We start from the raw sequence: 16542 nt of genomic DNA, 5'->3' as shown, positions 1-16542 counted from the left end.
GGCTTGATTTGGTGAGTGAACACTGTCTGTGTGTTGACGGTGGTCGCTCCTTCCTCCAGTATGCATTGATTCGGTGATGTAAGGGGCCTTGATATGGCCGCCACCTTTGGCCTTGGCTATGCTTGTCCTCATCAGGGGAGCCCTGACGGCATTCTGATGGGGCTCGAAGTGACGCTAACATTGGTGTTAGCGCATGAAGGGCCGTCAATGTCCGGCAAGTAGGGCATGCAAGCTGGGAAGAGGGAACAGCGGTGTCGACTGAGAACGAAGATACACAGGTTTTGGAAGCGGTGCAGGTGCCAGCTTTCCAAGGTGGCGGTCCGGCCGATCCGGGTGATGGCGGACATGATGATGGGCAAGGGCATGGTCGCCATTGGCGACGTTTGCTCATTGCGCTCTGTGTCGCAGTGGTGCTTATTGCAGCCGGCATCTTCGGGGTACGGGCGTTCAATGGTCATATCACATCGGTGCGGCAGCAGGAGGCTTTGGAGGCTTGCAGAAGCAATCTCACTGCCTATGACAAGGCTCTTAAGGAGTTCGAGGCCGCGAAAACGAAGGCGTCTGCTGATGCCGGGTCCGTGGGGCAGGATCAGGTGGATGACTCAGCGACGGTGAGCGATCTTCAGGACGCGCTGAAAGCTGATGTTCCGACGCGTAGTGATTGCTCCGCGAATGCGGATCGCGACACTTTGAACAGCAATGCGGCGGCGTTGGAGATGAATGCGGGGGTGCTTCAGGACAACACGAAGGCCGTCAGCGATGCCGTGACCGCCGTCAGTGCCAGCAAGAAACAGAAGACCGTGGATGATGCGAAAAATGGCCTGAACTCGGTGTTGACGAAGGCGCGAAGCCTGCTTTCCTCCACGGAAGGCAAGGTCGCGGACAATGCGACGCGAAGCAGTCTGCAGGAGGCGATCACAGCCGCCGAAAAGACCGTAGCCGCGAATGACACCAGCAGCACCTCAAGCTACGAGAATGCCCAGACGGCGTTGCAGAAGGCGATCGATGCCGTGAATGCGAGCGTCCAGAAGAAGGAGCAGGAGGATTCGAAGCACGTGACGGCGGACCAGTACCAGTTCGATATACCTGATTATTGGCAGAACCGTGTGGTTGTGCAACAGAGCGGCGATACGGTCACCATCTATTCCAAGGATTATCCTGATCGGGCGCTCTGCCAGCTTCGTGTGGTCGATACGGCGAATATCACGGCCGGCGACATCGGCAGTGCGATGGTTGCCCATGCCCAACTGGATTCGACGCACAGCGTGGCGGTTTGGACCACGCGCTGGGGTTATGTTGCCGCGAAGGATTCCTTGAGTGGTGAGAATGCGCAGAAGATATCGGACGAGGAGGCACAGACCTTGGTCGATTTGCAGACCGGCGGGAAAGTCAAATATCAGCAGATCTATGATGCCGAAGCGAAAGGCGACGGACAATCCTTTAGTCTGCTGAACGTGGGGGATGAATTCGTGCAGTCGACCATCTTCAATTCCCTGAAAAGGAACTGAGGCGGGCCGGTGCCTCGTCTGTGACACAGGTGGCGTTGCCGCAGGTAAGGATCGGATTGCGGACGTTGCCTGCCCCGCTGCGGTCCGCCTCACTGTAGTCTTTTCAGTTGGGTGTATGCGCATCCGAGACGATGCGCAGGTCGTGTGGAAGGTGTTGAGCATGTCAGCAGATGATGTGGAGGTCGGACCCCTGATCCTGCACGCTTCCGACAGTCCTGAGGACGTTCGGCGGGCCTTGCGCCTCAGTGGCGAGATCATCCGGGACCCGGCGTGCGCCTCGGAGATTCATATCGTCGCCAACCATTCGGCGATACCCGGCATCTTGGATGTATCGCAGTCGCAGATTCCGCAGGGGGTGACGGTGCATGCATGCGCCACGGCCATGCGCGGTCATCGCATAGGACGGCAGGATGTTCCTGCATGCGTTGACGTCGTGCCCTCGGGGATCGTGTTCATCGCACAGCAGCAATCAGGCGATGCCTGGTATATCAGGCTGTGAACCGCATCCGCTGATTGCCCGATTGAGGGCCGGGCCCCTCGCATCCCCGCTGCCGCTCATCAGGCATGAGATCAGTTGGGGGATAGGTGCGCAGGCTTGCACGATGGCGTGCCTGACCCGCTTGATGGTCGCTTATGGCCAAGTATGCTGCTGACGAAGCGGTGAAACTTCGCGTGTTCCATCATGGTTACCGGAAATTCATCAAAGGTTGTCGACCTGTTGGTTCGAGTGGCCCAGTCGCGCCGATTCCGGCGACTAGCCTCGCCTATGGTGACCGAGTACCCGCCTGTAAACAGCCGGTCAGGGGAATAGGGGCGCCATAGAGGATGAAGGGGAATATGCTAGAAAACAGGGAATCAAGGCATGCTCGACGTTGGGTCGTTGCCATCGCCGCGGCTGCCGTATGCGTGACCACGATTAATGTCGGCGCCATACCTGCGGCCCAGGCCGCAGAAACGAATACGGTGCCCGGAGCCGTGGCTGCACCGTCGGATGCATGCTCGGCGGATGTGAGCATGGCCGGATACACCGACGCTTTGGACAACGTCAGCTACAAGAACGAGAAGGTCGGCGGCCTGTCCTCGCTGGCCTGGGATCAACAGAGCGACTCCTACGTGTCGAGCTTGGACAACAATGGTGATACGACAGCCAGGATATGGTTCCTGGGCAATGATATGAGCAAGCCTGCCATCACCCGTGACCCGTTGATCCTCAAGGATCAAAGCGGTACCGCATACACCGGCAACACTTCCGATAACGAGGGACTTGCGGTTCTTCCCGATGGTGATTATCTGGTGAGTTCGGAGACCGAGCCATCCATCCGCATCTTCGGCAGGGACGGCGTGCAGAAAAGCGAGCTTGCCGTTCCCGACCGTTTCCGGGTGCATAACGACAGCACGGCACCGAGCGGCGAGGCCAGCAACAATCTGACTCTTGAGGGGCTGACGATCTCTCCCGCCGGGCATCAGATCGTCGCCGCTATGGAGGGGACGCTCTCGGGCGATGCATCATCCTCGGATACGCTGTCGAGGCGTTTCCTGGTGTACCGCGATGATCTGTCCGGGGCCCAAGGGCAATGGAAGCTGAGCAAGCAGGTCGCTTTCAAGGTTGCGGACAGCGCAAAAGGCGTTTCTGAGATCGCCGCGCTTTCGGATGATAGCGTACTGGTGCTGCAGCGTTCCTTCAGCAAAACCAGTGGCAATGACGTGATTCTTTCAAAGGCCAGCGGATTGAGCTCGGAGGTCGATGTCTCATCCGTGTCCAATCTCTCCGCCGCCCCCAGCACCGATTTCCTCGCTTCACGGACTCTGGCGAATCTGACCAACTGCAAGACGCTTGGTGCCACAGCCAAAGCCGGTGCCACCCAGAAGAACCCTCTTATGGATAACTATGAGGGGATGGCCATAACCAACAGAGATGGTGACAGCGCAGCCCTCAGCATCATCAGCGACAATAATTTCGGCGCCACGCAGACCACCCGCGTCCTCAATCTGAACATCGACACCGCGGATTATGAGTCGGATGGCAATCAACCTGATCTGGTCTCCTTGCTTGGCGATTTCAGCTCACTATGGAAGGCCTCGACCCCCTTCGTCTCCGGTGATCTGAGCACCTTCGGCAAAGGCGTCGTCGGCAATGCCTCGGTGCTCAGGCACAATGACGAGCTCACCAGCGCCATCAACAAGGCCGCCGCGAAAGGTTCCGATGGCACCAACCCCACGGCTCAGCAGCAGCGCGCGCTGATCGACTCCGACTATAAGCTGGGGGAGACCCTGCCCGATTCATTGGGTCCTGTGCTGGGCAAATACCTGTCACAAGGCATCGCCGATGGCAGCCTGCCCATTTTCACCAAGCTCTTCACCCAGACCAACCAGACCGGTTATGGCGTGTCCACCTTGGGGGATTACCTGTCCACGTCCAAGGCCAAGAACACCTTCAACCACCCACGCCCTTATGTGGACCGCACGAATGCGGGCTATCCTGCTGCCGGGCTTGATGCGACGGTAGACATCGTCAAGGTTCCGGTATGGACGGACTCGAATGGTTCCAAGCATGATCCTTCATACGATTCGATGGTGACCTCGGGCTCCTTCCCATCGGGACATACCACTTACGCGACTTCCGGAGCCGTCGGCTTGGCGACATTGCTGCCCGAGTTGGCTCCCGAGATTCTGGCCCGCGGTTCGGAAGCAGGCAATAACAGGATTGTTCTCGGCGTTCATTATCCCTTGGATATCATCGGCGGAAGAATCGATGGTGATGTGGCCAACGTCGCGCGCTGGTCCGATCCCACCTTCGTGAAGGACCAGTTGCAGCCGGCGCGGCAGGAATTGGTGGCATATCTGTCCAAGCAGTGCGCCGCCAGCGGCTACGGTTCCACACTCGCGCAATGCATTGAGGCGACCGGTGCCAACGGTGCGAATGGATACACGAATGCATTCGTCGATCCGGTATCCACGCAGGCGGTGACCGACCGCAGCTCCGCCATCAAGGCCTATCAAAGCCGTATGACCTATGGATTCACCGCCAGCGGCAACCAGACGACTGCTTTGCAGAAAGCTGTCTCTACTTCGGTCGAACAGGTGCCGCAGGGCGCCGAGAACCTGCTGACCGTTGCCTATCCCACACTGACGAGTGCGCAGCGTCGCGAAGTTCTGGCGAAGACGGCGCTGCCGGTTTCCGGCAATCCTCTGCAATCCTCCTCACAGGGGTACTACAACCTGGATCTCGCTTCGGCGATGAGCGCGAAGGTGACCTTGGACAGCAAGGGCAACGTGCTGTCGGTGACCGCCGGGCAAAGCGTGCCGAGTGTGGTCAAGGCCTCATCAAACGATACGGGGAATGGGGGATCGAATTCGCCCTCCACGCCCAATCCGGGTAAGAGCGCGAAGCAGGGCAATCCCTCCGGCGGCAAGGGCGGCAACAGCGGTACCCCGGCGCATGTCTCCACAGGCAAGGAATCTTCCACACCTCTGGCCAAAACGGGTTCTGACGTTCTGGCGCTTGGAACGGTTTCGATCGTGATCCTGCTGATGGGCGCATCCTTGGTTGTGATGAGGATCCGTCGTCGGAATAGCTGATTACCTTGTAGCACAGAAATTTCAGTGTTTTCATCCGGCTGTTGATCGCCGGCGGGTATCGGGGCACGCGTCATTGGCGTGCCCCGATTTTCTTTTCCTGAATTATCCATATAGGAGAAGCCTTGCAAGGCAACGGTCCTGCAGAAAGCTTGCCCGGGTATGCCCGGGATGTCGTCTGCCATGCGTAGCGTTCATTGTCTTGGAATGGCTTTGGTCAATACTGAAAATCACAAGGTTTTGCTATGCTGTCCGGCATGGGGAAAAAATCAATACATTTCTTAGGGCACAATATGCAAATTGTGTCCTTTTTCGTAGTGCTCGCCATGCTGTCGCTTGGAGCGTTGATCGCTCCACAATCCGCCTCCGCAGATGACGGCGTGGGTTCTGTTCTGGTCAATGAGGATTTCACCGGTTCAAGTGTCCAGGATTCGCATTGGCTGCCTTTCGGAGGGGCATGCCTCACCGCCGCCACGACGTCGCCGCAGGCGGGGCAATCGACTCTGGGAGCATGCAGCAAGACGCAGGACACGGGCTACCTCACCGGGCAGAGCAACGGTTTCCTGCAGCTGACGGATAATTCCGGCGGTACTGCCAGCGATGTGCTGTTCAACCGTGCGGTACCTTCACGCGAGGGTCTGGATATCAGCTTCTACCAGTACCAGTTCCACACCAGCGGTGCAGGACTCGGAGGGGCGGATGGCATCGGTTTCTTCCTGACGGATGGCTCTTACACACTCGATAAAACCGGACCGAGCGGAAGCGGTTACGGTGGAGCGCTCGGATATGCGAGCATAGAGAACCAGTCCGGTGTCAATAACGGCGTGCTGGGATTGGGGCTCGATGTATACGGCAATTATGCAGCGCAGCCGTATGTAGGCACTTCCTGCACCTCGCCGTCAACGCAACGGACGCCGAACAGTGTTGCACTTCGAGGCGCGGGTAACGGGACCTCAGGCTACTGCCTGCAACAGAATTCCAACGGGTCATACTCAAGCAGCAGCTCGCTTCTTGAAACGCAGCCGCCAGTGGCGGGGCAGAGTGGTTCGAACAATGGCACCCTCGTGCGCGTTGTTATTTCACCCACAAGTGATGCGGAGCCGAATCCGACCGTAACCGTATACCTCAATGGTGTGGTCAATTCCACGTATACCTTGACCACCCCTCTGCCATCCACGGTGAAATTCGGCTTCGCCTCGTCAACCGGCGGCGGCCACGAGGCCCATCTGCTGAGAACGGTGACCGTGAAATCAGTGAAGGCTCTGAACGCACTGAACCTGGTGAAGACCGTCAACCACGACACCACGAACGGTGGTACGACGCAGACGGTATTCAAGGCTGGAGACATGGTTCCCTACTCCTTCCTGGTGACGAATACCGGGGATGAAACCTTGAGGAATATCGCAGTAAGCGATCCTAAAATCAACGGACAGTCCAGTAACGGCACCATCAGCTGCGTCGAACCGCAAGGCGGACTGACGCCGGCGAATTCCATGACATGCAAGGGTAGCTATGGACCGTTAACCGCGGACGAAGCCGCGGCCGGAAGCTTCGATAATACGGCGACCGCGACCGGTCAGGATACCTCGGATAATACGGTGACTTCGAATGAGTCGAGCGCCACGGTGCCGACCTACACCACAGGCGATGTTTCCGTGGAGAAGCGGATTACGGGAAATGCCGCATCGGCGGTGGATCCATCGCAGGAATACACGGTCAACTACAGTTATCCGGCAGGCAGCTACCAGTACTGCGCCGCCAACGGTGAAGCTCGATCGAGCGACAGCGATGCGACGTACGCGGCCGGAAGCGGGAGATTGACCGTCAAAGCCGATGGAACGGCGGTCAGCAGTCAGCAGATTCCCACGGGGCGCCAGAGTGTCGTTCACAGAGGACAAACCCGCAGACACGGCGGCGCTCAATTGGGCCGACCCGTCCTTTTCGCCGAATGAGGTGACGGTGGGATGCCAGAACGCGACCACAAAGGTGACCCTGACCAACACCGTCACTCAGGTTCCCGGAAGCGTCGGATGGTCCAAGATCGATTCATCGAGCGCTGGATTGCTGGCGGGTTCCGAATGGACGATCACCTCATCCGATGGCAGCAAGGCAAGCGTTGTCGATAACGGGGCCAATGATTCGGATGCCACGGCCGGCAGCATCAAGGTGAGCGGTCTGGCCTGGGGCAGGTATTCACTGGTGGAGACGAAGTCCCCGCAGGGTTATCTCCTCGACTCGAAGCCCGTTGCATTCACGGTTTCGGCGCAGGATCTTTCCGTTGAGCTCGGCAACATCGGCAATACCAAGGGTGCTGCCGGACTGCATGTCGAGAAGACTTCCGACGTCAAGGCATCCTCATCGGTGCGGCGTGGGGATACGATCACCTATACCGTGACAGGCAGCAACACCGGAAATCTCGACCTCGATCCGGCTACGATCGTGGATGATCTCTCCAAGGCACTCGGCAATGCGGCTTATGTGAAAGGTTCGGCCAAAGCGACCATCGCCGGTACCCAGACAGGCGAGATCACACAGGAAGGCAGCAAGCTGACCTGGACGGGCCCGCTGAAGACAGGGCAATCCGTAACCATCACGTATAAGGTGGCGGTGTCCGACAAGGCGGCTAACGGTGCCGCAATAACGAATATGGTCTCGGGGGAGGGGACCCCTCCCGAAGGCTTCGATCCACCGACCTCGAACTGCACCGTCGAGAAGCAATCCACCACCCCGGAGTGCACCACCACCGTGAAGGTGAAGGTACCGTCAACCCCGCACACGACCTCCTCCACCCCTCCCACATCGACATCATCAACGCCTAAGTCCCCGACAGGGAGCACCGTGGCCGAGAAGAAGCTCGCACGCACAGGGGCAGATATCGCAGCCGTTGTGGTTGCAGTGCTGGTGATGCTCGGAGCGGGTCTTGGCATCACGGCCTTGAACAGAAGGTCATCGGCCCGTAAAGGATAACGGCATTACCGGCAGGGGATATATGATGCGGGATCCTGCCGGATGATGTAGCGGATGATGTAGCCGATGATTGTGGCCCGAGGCTGAACGCTTCGGGCCACAATCATCCGTCGGGTGCTTCCGCGTCTCCGCGAGGGGCGCCGGCCGTATGCCGTTCCGGTGAGGGGCGGATCGTCTACCCGTGGAAGGTCTGGATTCGTTGCTCGATGTGTTCGACGGGCAACTGCTCGCCAGCCGTGATCTCGAACGGAACACGGTTGCGCAGCGGCGGCAGGGGACATGTCACGAAGTTGGTGACAGCGCAGGGGAAGGTGACCAGACGGTTCAGGTCCAGTGTCGTGGCGTTCCTGATCTCATCAAGCATCATCATGACGAAGCGTCCCGCGCCGTAGGTTGTTTTTCCATTGCTCGCATCCCGAAGATGCACGATGGTTTCATAACCGTCCGGACGTTTCTTGCCGTTCACATCGAATATGAAGTCCTGACCCTCCATGCTCGTCTCGATCTGGCCGAAGTGGTAGATGGTTTCATACACATGCTGTTCGACCGTTTGGGCCGGGAACAACTGAGCCTCATCCTCACGAAAGCGCATCGGCACGATCCAGCGCTCCGAGAGCGGATACGTGGGGATATCGTCGATATGGCGCAGGAGCGCCTGCTGCGGATCGCGGACGCGCACACCCACGATGCGTCGATCCCCATCGGTGCTTCGGGCGATGAGCTCGATCTCAAGATCGCGATATGAAATCTCAACGCTGGATCCGAACCCGCAGTTGGGGTTATATCCGAGCGGAATATGCGTCGGCTGTGTGGCGATCTGCTTGTCTATGAAGACGGCTTCGCCCTGTGGATCCGGAAGATAGCTTACTTCGCCATCCCTGAGCAGCCAGGTGCCGGGTATCCCGTCTATGCGTTGCGGGACGTTGTCCTCAAGCCAGTCCTGGCTGATCAGGGACAGCCACCCGTAGGGTGCGTTCAGTCCATCGACGCGAGCGTCGTGCCAATGTCTCCATTCCTCGGTGTAGCTTTCGGTGAGCATATCCTCGGTTCCTTTCATCTGCTTTCCCTGGTGTCGGTCTGTGCAAGGGATCGTATGAGAAAATCGCATGTTTGGGCGAAGGAGTCGGCGCTTGCCTCGGCGTTTCCCTGCGGGGTGCCGCCGGTCGATAGGTCGATGCCCGAAACAGGGTGACGCTTATAAATCTGTGTGCTGGGGACGAAGGGCATGCCGATCGCGTGCCCGGCGTAAGGGTAGTCCAAATGCAGGCGTTGGGATTGATGGCCGTGCCGGGCCAGTGTGGCGAAGGCGAGGCGTGCCGAATACCCGGCTGGCCAGAGTCTGTCGTCGGCGCCGCTCACTGCGAGGACCGGGCCGGTGAAGTGTTCGATCGCTATGCGTGAAGAGGAAGCCGTGGCGCGATCATGCAAACCGTCGATATAGATGTTGCGATCGCGTGAGGGTGGCTGCATCCCGTCCCAAGGATTCCACGTTACGCCGGCGTTGTTGTGCCAGAGATGTTCCAGAGGCCGGCCATCGAGCTTCCATGTTGCCCCCGACCATCCTTCTTTCGGATCTGCGGCGCCCTGGGCTCCGCAGATGAAGGCGGATGGGGTGTATGCGACAAGTGCGCCGATCTTCTCGGGGTACAGGCTTCCCAGAAGTAGGGTCAGCTCACCTCCCCGTGATTGCCCGTTGACGGCGGGTTTTCCGAGAGGGTTGAGATTCCGCTGCACGTAATCGAGGGCCTGTTCAAAGTACTCAAGAGCTGTGTTCGATATATAGGGGCTCAGGCCCTCGCTTCTGAAGTATCCGAGGGCGACGGCCTGTATGCCGTGGGCGGCATATGCGGCTGCCCTGATCTCATTGATGCCGCCACCCGAACCGTTCATCACGATAACCGTCGGATACGGTCCACTGCCGCTTGGACGGAACACCGTGCCGTGCAAGCCTTCCGCATCAAGCTTCTCACGGCTGACATCGGCTTCCCTCAGGCCTTGTACGAGTACCGCCGATGCCATCCTGCCGCTGGCGCAGGTCTGCGGATGGTCGTAATACCCGGTAGCGCTTTCCTCCCTGGCCGTGATTGTGGTGGATATCTCACCGATGGCGGGCATCGTGGTGATATCGAATGACGCACCGTCCACTTCCGGTTGTTGCGCCCAGATCAGCCCCATCGCATCGGGGCTGCGGTGATCGCCGAAGCCGGGTGTCTGTGTGTCGAGATCGATCCTCCCCTCCGCATCGGCAAGATATGATGCCGAAGCCGACCAGGGGATGCCATTGCGCAGGGTTGTGGATTTGAGGGTGACCATGCTTCCGGGGGTCGCCCCATCGACCGTGATCCTTCTCCTGAGCCAGAGCGGCCCTTCAACAGGGTCGATATGGATGACGAGTGCATCACTCATCGCGCTTCCTTTCGATGCGGAGCCTTTCAAGGGCTGTCAGCGAGGCGTCGGGGATGTCTATAACGCTTGTCGGGTCGATCGAGGACAGCGCATCATATCGGGAGGGTACATGGCCTCCCGCCTTGGTCCAGCTTGCGCATATGTCCTCGATGCTTTCACTCAGCTCTTCGGTCTTGCTTCCATAACGCCGCGGATCGATGGCCAGGAGGCTTGCGGAGCGGCCAGAGTCACCATGCCGCCACCCCAACAGCGCGGATGAGAAGATCTCCACCTGGAGGCCGATCAGCGATGCGGTCATGTCTTTCGCTCGCAGTGCAGCTGCATCATCGGCAACGCATGTGGGATGTCCGTCCCGATCAATGGCCGAATCCGGAGGCAACGCCGTTTGAGATCGCTGATGTTCCCGGAGTTCATTCATGCTTATCGCGGATGTGGCGAAATCGACCACGAGGGGTCTTCCGTCCTCCCTGGGTGCCGCATACGCCACGGGGTTGGTGCCTATCGCCGCCCGCAGGCCGTTGTACGGGGCCACGATCGCCGGTGAATTGGCAATCATGATGCCCAGGTAACCGTCCTGTGCGAGTTGCCGAACGTATGATCCCAACACACCCAAAGCGCCGACATTGCGGATGCCGATCATGCCGATGCCCGATGCCTGTGCATTGTGTTCGGCATGGCGTATCGCCATTGCCCCGGCCAGGAAACCGATGGTGTCTGCCGCCTCGATAATCGTCGGATCGTCAGCTTCGGCATCCGTCTTCTCCGGGATGCCGGATGTCCCACGCTCCATCGCGCCTGTGCCGCCAAGGCCATCGATGTCCCGCAGCAGCATGTCGATGCCGAAGGCGTGCAGTCCCAGAAGGTGGGCGGATGCGATGACCTCGACCGCTCGGTCGACATCCGCGATCCGTGCACGGGGATGCCTGGCGAGGATCACATCGCCAATCGACGCGGATACGGTGGATATTGATGCAAGCGCCATGGTCGTTCCTAGAGTTTTCCCGATTGCATCACCAGATCCAAGGTGACCGATCTGGTGTGCTTCAAGTGGAGGGTCGCGATCGAGGCGGCTTTCTCCGCGTCGCGTTCCTTCATCGCCTCGACCAGTTTCAGATGATCGTCAAGAGGTGGTTGCGGGGAGAGAGGGTCATGCCCGCAGTAGGAGAATATGCGATCGATCTCCTCCAGGGTCTGGTCGGTGATGCGAATGAAGTAATCGTTCTGGGTCAGACGCGCCACCTCGGAATGAAAGCGATGCGAAGCGCTCATCACCAGCTCGACGTTGCTGGCATCGGCGTACCGGCCTTCGGCGAAGGCGCCGAGTTGCTCCAACTCCTCATCCGTAGCCCGGATCGTGGCCAATCTGGCGCATGCGGGACTTGTCGCCTCCCTGACCCAGAGTATGTCGTTGAGCAACTTGAAGGTGATGGGGGCCACGATGCACCCGGAACGTGGTTTGACCCACACCAATCCTTCGGATTCAAGACGTTTGAGTGCATCCCTGACCGGCGTCGTCGATATGTGGAGTTCTGCGGCCAGAGCACGGGTCACCAACGCCTGCCCGGGTTCAAAGTGGTTCATCAATATTTGCTTGTGCAGCCAGCGATAGGCCATATCCGCATCCTGATGGGTCATCGGCGTGCCCAAGGGACCAGCAGTCGTTGCGCGAGTGAGACGAGGGAGGTGGCGCAGTATCCCAGTACCGAGATGACGACGATGCCCACGTACATCTTGGAAACCGAGAAGGTCGACCAGGCGCTCCAGATCATGTAGCCCAAACCGGATTGGGAACCGACATACTCCGAAGCCGCGAGCACGACGAATGAGCCACCCAATGCGAGTTTCAAGCCTGTGAACACGCTGGGCAGCGCTGAGGGCAAGGCCACCCCCGCCCATTGTTGCCAAGGGTTGGCGCCGTTCGCTTTCGCCACGTCGAAGAGTAGAAGATTGGTCTGTAACACACCTCCTAGAGTATTGAACATCACTGTGAAAAACACCCCGATCGCGATGATGAGCCACTTGCTGGTCTCGCCGAGGCCGAAAATAAGCATCAGCAGCGGATAGATGGTAATTTTCGGAATCGGCAGCATGCTGGCGAATATGGGTTCGAACAATATGCGTGCCCATTCCAGGGACCCCAGCAGTACGCCGACGAGTACACCTGGTATCGCTCCCAAGGTGAACCCTACGAGGATGCGCACAAGACTGATGACAGTGTGATCCATCAGCACCCCCGATTGCAGCAGCTCCACGAATGTGGAGAAAATCGAGCTGGGTGCGGGGAAGAACCGGGCGTCCACCCAGCCGAAGCGCGAGGCGAACTCCCATATGACCAGCAGGGCGAGCGGTGTGAACGGCCCGATGATACGAATCGCCCGTGAGCCTTTCCTCTGTTTGAGAGAGGCTTTCAGGGCATGCCGTACTTCCTGGCTCGGTTCTTGGATTGAAGAAGTCATCGTGCCGCCTCCTCCTCGCTTTCGGCTTGGCTCTGGTCCAGCAGCGTCCATAGTTCATCCGTGATGCGTGCATATTCCGGGTCACGGCGGATCGCGGCGAGACTGCGCGGCCGTTGGAAGGGCACGCGAATATCCTTGAGTATGTGTCCGGGTCTGCCGGACATGACGATGATGCGATCCGCCAGGATCAAGGACTCATCGACGCTGTGCGTGATGAACAGCACCGATTTTCGGGTCTCTTCCCAGATCGTCAGCAGTTCCTGCTGCAACGTCACACGGGTCTGTTCGTCCAATGCGCCGAAGGGCTCGTCCATCAGCAGGATCGCGCCGTTATCGGCCAATGCCCTGGCGACGGAGACCCGTTGCTTCATGCCGCCCGACAGTTGATCGGGGTGGAAGCGTTCGAAACCACTCAGCCCGACCATCTTCACCAGCCTGTCTACGACAGCTTTGCGTTCTGAACGCGGAGCATGCCGTAGAGCCAGCGGGTACGAGATATTGTCTTCGACGTTCTTCCAGGGGAAGATGCCATGCTCCTGAAAGACGACCGAAGGACGTCCGTGTGTGGACGCGTGTCCATAGTCGGCGGATTCCAATCCTGCGACGATTCTGAGCAGGGTGCTCTTCCCGCATCCGGACGGACCGAGCACACAGACGAACTCATGCTCATCGATGTCGAAGGACACATCCTTCAAGGCGATGACAGCATCGCCGTCGTGGTGTGAGGGGTAGACCTTCCACAAATGACTGATAGACACGTGTGACACATCAATCCTTCCAGATCGTGCTTTCCTGTTGCTGTGCGTTGCTGAGGATTTCCTGCTTCTGGAGTTTCTCCAAATCGGCGCTTCCGTCATAGTCCAGCGATCCGCGTTCGCGGAAGAAGTCCTCCTGCTTCTTGACGTCGGACCAGTCGATCGCGCCTGTGGGATCCTGCACCGTCAAGCCGATTGATTTGAGCGTCTCGACGGGAAGCTCCGTGTATTTAGCGATGATCTTCTGATTGGATGAGTCATCCCATCCTCCGTCATTGAGTTCCTTGACGGCATGCAGATAGGCGGCCGTGAATTTTTCGACGGAGTCCGCGTGTTCGTCGGCATAACTGCTGTTGAACACCAGTGTGCCCAGCTCGGTACCAGCCTGGTAATCCACATCCAGCGCTTCCGTGGCAAGACCTTCGGCGATGACTTTGGAGGCGATGGGCTCGATGGTCCAGGCCGCCGCCACGCTGCCGTTCGCCAGTGCCGTGGGGGTGTCGGCCGGGCTGATATTCACCAGCTCGACGTCGTCCAGGGAGATGCCGCTCTGCTGCAGGGCAAGGTACACGGAGTACAGGCCGAAGCCGCCGGGGCCGGGGATGCCTATCTTCTTGCCTTTCAGCTGTGAGACCTCCTTGATTCCGGACTTGGTCGACAGGACGAAGGGCGAAGGATTCTTACCGCTCTCCGGAATCTTCGAGACGCTCGCGATGACCGAGAGTGAGGCACCCTGTGATGCGGCATTGAAGAGCCCGGCACCCCATGAGGCGCCGCCTGACGTCACATTGCCGGTGCTGACCTGCTGATAGGTCTCGCCCGATGATCCGCCCTTGGCGATCAGCTTGACGTTGACGCCCGCCTTCTCGAAATATCCTTTGTCCTTGGCCAGGAAGAAGGGTGCGTAATCGGCATATGGAGAGTAGAGGAAGGATATCTCTGATGATTCCGTGTCATCCTGTGATGAGGTCTGTGAGTTCGAGGCGCCGCAGGAGGAGAGCAGGGCGACCGCGGCTAGTGCCGATATGGCTTTGACGGCATTGGATATGGCTTTGTGGTGTTTCATATCTTTCCTTCTCAAGAGTGAGACCTTCGTTGCGATGGCTGTACTCTCATCGCGCGTGAAAACAGTAGGGAGTCAACTGATGCATCAGAGGATGGTAAATAAGATATCAGTTCTGCGACTGGAAAAACACCATCTGGTTATCACATGTGGAGTGGGGTGGCAATCAATCGAAGTTATAGATGCACGCGTGGCCTGCCTGTCGGTCTGCACGGGGATCCTGCCTGCTGCTCACCCGCTGTGTGTCGTGCTGCTGGTGGCATCGAGTCGTATCGCGTCATCGACTGTGTTGTCGGAGCCCTGGATGCGCTGGCCGTATGTGGTCACGAAGCTTCCTGAGTAATCATGCAGCCAATGCAGGGCGGTGCGCAGGGGAGTCCCTTTGAAGGTGTTATGGCTTATGACCACATCCGATAGCGACCTGCCCGGGCCGCTGACGCTCCCCGCTTCGCGGTAGAGCGTGAATGCGCCTTTGCTCGGCGCGAATCCTTTGAATACATTGTCGGTGATTCTGATGCCATGCCATTGGCTTGGTTTCACCATCAACCTGGAACGGGCGTAGAATGCCACGGCCCACGACGACTGAGGCGTCTCGCCGGTCCATACGAAGGTGTTCCCGCTGATGGTGATGTCGTTGGCGGCGTCGAAATGTATCACCGCACTGTTCTCCGTCCCCGCACCTTCGTAGTAGACGGGATCTTCGACGTAGTTGTCCTTGAATATCCCATGATGGATGTAGCTGTCGTCGGCGGTTGTCAGCGCGTAGGCCATATGGGTGCCGAAGGGTGCGGCCGATGGCAGCAGCAGAGTTCCCTCGGCATTGCGCAAGGGCAGGAAGCGGTTGTGCTCGATGGTCATGTCCTTGGTGGGCAATCTGTTGAACACCGTCTGCTTGTCGTAATATCCACTGGCCCCTCGGGCGGCGACATCCATCTGGAAGGCCTCCTTGAAGGTCTGTCCGCGGTTGGGGGATCCGATGACGGTGCTGTTGCGGACGGTCACGCCACTGCTGCCGTCGACATCGAGCACATGGCCGTAGGGTCGCTGCACCATGTTGAAGGTGCAGTCATCGTAGACGATGTTGTGGGCGTGGATCAGGGGCTGGTAGATGGTTTGCGTGGGTGTCAGATCGCTGTAGTCGCCGCGGAATATGATGCTCTTCCACTCCACGTCGTGCATGCCATCGTATCCTCGCGCCTTTCCGGCGGGATACCAGATGACCATGCCTCCGTGACGGTGGGCGGGCATCTGGATGAAGGTGTGGGCATGCCTGCCGACCATGCTCAGGTTGCTGACCATGTTGATCACGCCGGTGAAGGCGAAATGACCGTCTGGGAATGCCACGGTCTTCTTGACGGACTCGGGCAGTAGACGCAGTATCGCGTTCAGTCGCGCGGTGTTGTCGGTGACCCCATTGCCGACGAGTCCGGCGTCCGTGGCGTTGATGACATTCTTCGCATTGATGTACGGCGTTCCGAATATGACCGAAGGCCGATGGCGAAGCGTGATATGCATATCCAGACTGCGTCCCTGAACGCCTTGCGCTTTGGCACCGGGTATGGTGAGCGTCGTCCTGCGCAGCGTTCCGTTCGTCCAGCATACGTATCTGTCGGTTCTTCCTGATCTGATGATGCGGACTATATGGTCTTCACTGCGTTTGCCCGGCACGGGAATCTCTCCTGCGGGCCTGTACCCATCCGAGTGTTCGAGCAGGGTCGGGGTCATGATTCGCTCTATCGCGTGCGATCCCTTCCGGTACAGGGTCTTGGCCCGAGTGCCGATGCCGGCGGTTCGCAGCATTGCCAGGAATG

At 58.8% G+C, this 16542-nt stretch carries 13 protein-coding genes; 5 read left to right on the top strand and 8 right to left on the bottom strand.

Going from position 1 to position 16542, the window contains the following annotated elements; translation table 11 throughout:
* Positions 1–251 precede the first annotated feature (251 nt).
* The 5 genes from BPSY_RS10235 (at position 252) to BPSY_RS10215 (ending at position 8051) form a co-directional block, all read left to right on the top strand.
* Entirely contained in the window at positions 252–1508 is a 1257-nt protein-coding gene (locus BPSY_RS10235; RefSeq protein WP_033497625.1) for a hypothetical protein, read from the top strand.
* A 160-nt stretch (positions 1509–1668) separates the two neighbouring features.
* A complete protein-coding gene (locus BPSY_RS11225) occupies positions 1669–2007 on the top strand; it encodes a DsrE family protein (protein WP_152596830.1) in 339 nt (112 codons plus the stop codon).
* Positions 2008–2345: 338 nt separating this feature from the next.
* Positions 2346–5087 (top strand): esterase-like activity of phytase family protein, encoded by a 2742-nt coding sequence (locus BPSY_RS11220; protein ID WP_051921921.1) that lies wholly within the window; start codon positions 2346–2348, stop codon positions 5085–5087.
* A gap of 290 nt (positions 5088–5377) precedes the next feature.
* Complete coding sequence (locus BPSY_RS11665) at positions 5378–7036, top strand: DUF7507 domain-containing protein (RefSeq protein WP_051921920.1); 1659 nt, start codon at positions 5378–5380, stop codon at positions 7034–7036.
* Positions 6963–8051, top strand: a complete 1089-nt coding sequence (locus BPSY_RS10215; protein ID WP_157809747.1) for a DUF7927 domain-containing protein — start codon at positions 6963–6965, stop codon at positions 8049–8051. Before BPSY_RS11665 ends, BPSY_RS10215 begins: the two co-directional genes overlap by 74 nt.
* 175 nt (positions 8052–8226) lie before the next feature.
* Here the strand turns inward: BPSY_RS10215 and BPSY_RS10210 are convergent, their stop codons facing one another.
* The 8 genes from BPSY_RS10210 to BPSY_RS10175 all read right to left on the bottom strand — a co-directional run bounded on the left by BPSY_RS10210 (position 8227) and on the right by BPSY_RS10175 (position 16531).
* Positions 8227–9108: a DUF1684 domain-containing protein gene (locus tag BPSY_RS10210; RefSeq protein ID WP_033497621.1), complete on the bottom strand. Its 882-nt coding sequence runs from the start codon at positions 9106–9108 to the stop codon at positions 8227–8229.
* A complete protein-coding gene (locus tag BPSY_RS10205; RefSeq protein WP_033497620.1) occupies positions 9105–10457 on the bottom strand; it encodes an acyl-CoA thioester hydrolase/BAAT C-terminal domain-containing protein in 1353 nt (450 codons plus the stop codon). Before BPSY_RS10205 ends, BPSY_RS10210 begins: the two co-directional genes overlap by 4 nt.
* Positions 10450–11439 carry an Ldh family oxidoreductase gene (locus BPSY_RS11215; protein ID WP_051921919.1) on the bottom strand — a complete coding sequence of 330 codons (990 nt, stop codon included), beginning with the start codon at positions 11437–11439 and terminating at the stop codon, positions 10450–10452. Before BPSY_RS11215 ends, BPSY_RS10205 begins: the two co-directional genes overlap by 8 nt.
* Positions 11440–11447: 8 nt before the next feature.
* Positions 11448–12071, bottom strand: coding sequence for a GntR family transcriptional regulator (locus BPSY_RS10195; protein ID WP_274518469.1), 624 nt, complete (start codon positions 12069–12071; stop codon positions 11448–11450).
* Between the two features lie 17 nt (positions 12072–12088).
* A complete protein-coding gene (locus tag BPSY_RS10190; protein WP_033497618.1) occupies positions 12089–12913 on the bottom strand; it encodes an ABC transporter permease in 825 nt (274 codons plus the stop codon).
* Entirely contained in the window at positions 12910–13671 is a 762-nt protein-coding gene (locus tag BPSY_RS10185) for an ABC transporter ATP-binding protein (protein ID WP_202961811.1), read from the bottom strand. Before BPSY_RS10185 ends, BPSY_RS10190 begins: the two co-directional genes overlap by 4 nt.
* A 10-nt stretch (positions 13672–13681) precedes the next feature.
* Positions 13682–14734 (bottom strand): ABC transporter substrate-binding protein, encoded by a 1053-nt coding sequence (locus BPSY_RS10180; RefSeq protein ID WP_051921918.1) that lies wholly within the window; start codon positions 14732–14734, stop codon positions 13682–13684.
* A gap of 228 nt (positions 14735–14962) precedes the next feature.
* Positions 14963–16531, bottom strand: a complete 1569-nt coding sequence (locus BPSY_RS10175) for a glycosyl hydrolase family 28-related protein (protein WP_157809746.1) — start codon at positions 16529–16531, stop codon at positions 14963–14965.
* Positions 16532–16542 lie beyond the last annotated feature (11 nt).

This window comes from Bifidobacterium psychraerophilum, assembly GCF_000741705.1.
Taxonomy (GTDB): domain Bacteria; phylum Actinomycetota; class Actinomycetes; order Actinomycetales; family Bifidobacteriaceae; genus Bombiscardovia; species Bombiscardovia psychraerophila.
The sequence above is the reverse complement of the archived record's forward strand: the minus strand, read 5'-3'. Positions and strand labels throughout refer to the sequence as shown.

Coding starts and splice junctions, on each gene's coding strand:
- BPSY_RS10195 (WP_274518469.1), bottom strand. CDS start 12,071: ATGGCCTATCGCTGGCTGCACAAGCAAATATTGATGAACCACTTTGAA.
- BPSY_RS10190 (WP_033497618.1), bottom strand. CDS start 12,913: ATGACTTCTTCAATCCAAGAACCGAGCCAGGAAGTACGGCATGCCCTG.
- BPSY_RS10210 (WP_033497621.1), bottom strand. CDS start 9,108: ATGAAAGGAACCGAGGATATGCTCACCGAAAGCTACACCGAGGAATGG.
- BPSY_RS10180 (WP_051921918.1), bottom strand. CDS start 14,734: ATGAAACACCACAAAGCCATATCCAATGCCGTCAAAGCCATATCGGCA.
- BPSY_RS11225 (WP_152596830.1), top strand. CDS start 1,669: ATGTCAGCAGATGATGTGGAGGTCGGACCCCTGATCCTGCACGCTTCC.
- BPSY_RS10175 (WP_157809746.1), bottom strand. CDS start 16,531: ATGCTGCGAACCGCCGGCATCGGCACTCGGGCCAAGACCCTGTACCGG.
- BPSY_RS11220 (WP_051921921.1), top strand. CDS start 2,346: ATGCTAGAAAACAGGGAATCAAGGCATGCTCGACGTTGGGTCGTTGCC.
- BPSY_RS11665 (WP_051921920.1), top strand. CDS start 5,378: ATGCAAATTGTGTCCTTTTTCGTAGTGCTCGCCATGCTGTCGCTTGGA.
- BPSY_RS10205 (WP_033497620.1), bottom strand. CDS start 10,457: ATGAGTGATGCACTCGTCATCCATATCGACCCTGTTGAAGGGCCGCTC.
- BPSY_RS11215 (WP_051921919.1), bottom strand. CDS start 11,439: ATGGCGCTTGCATCAATATCCACCGTATCCGCGTCGATTGGCGATGTG.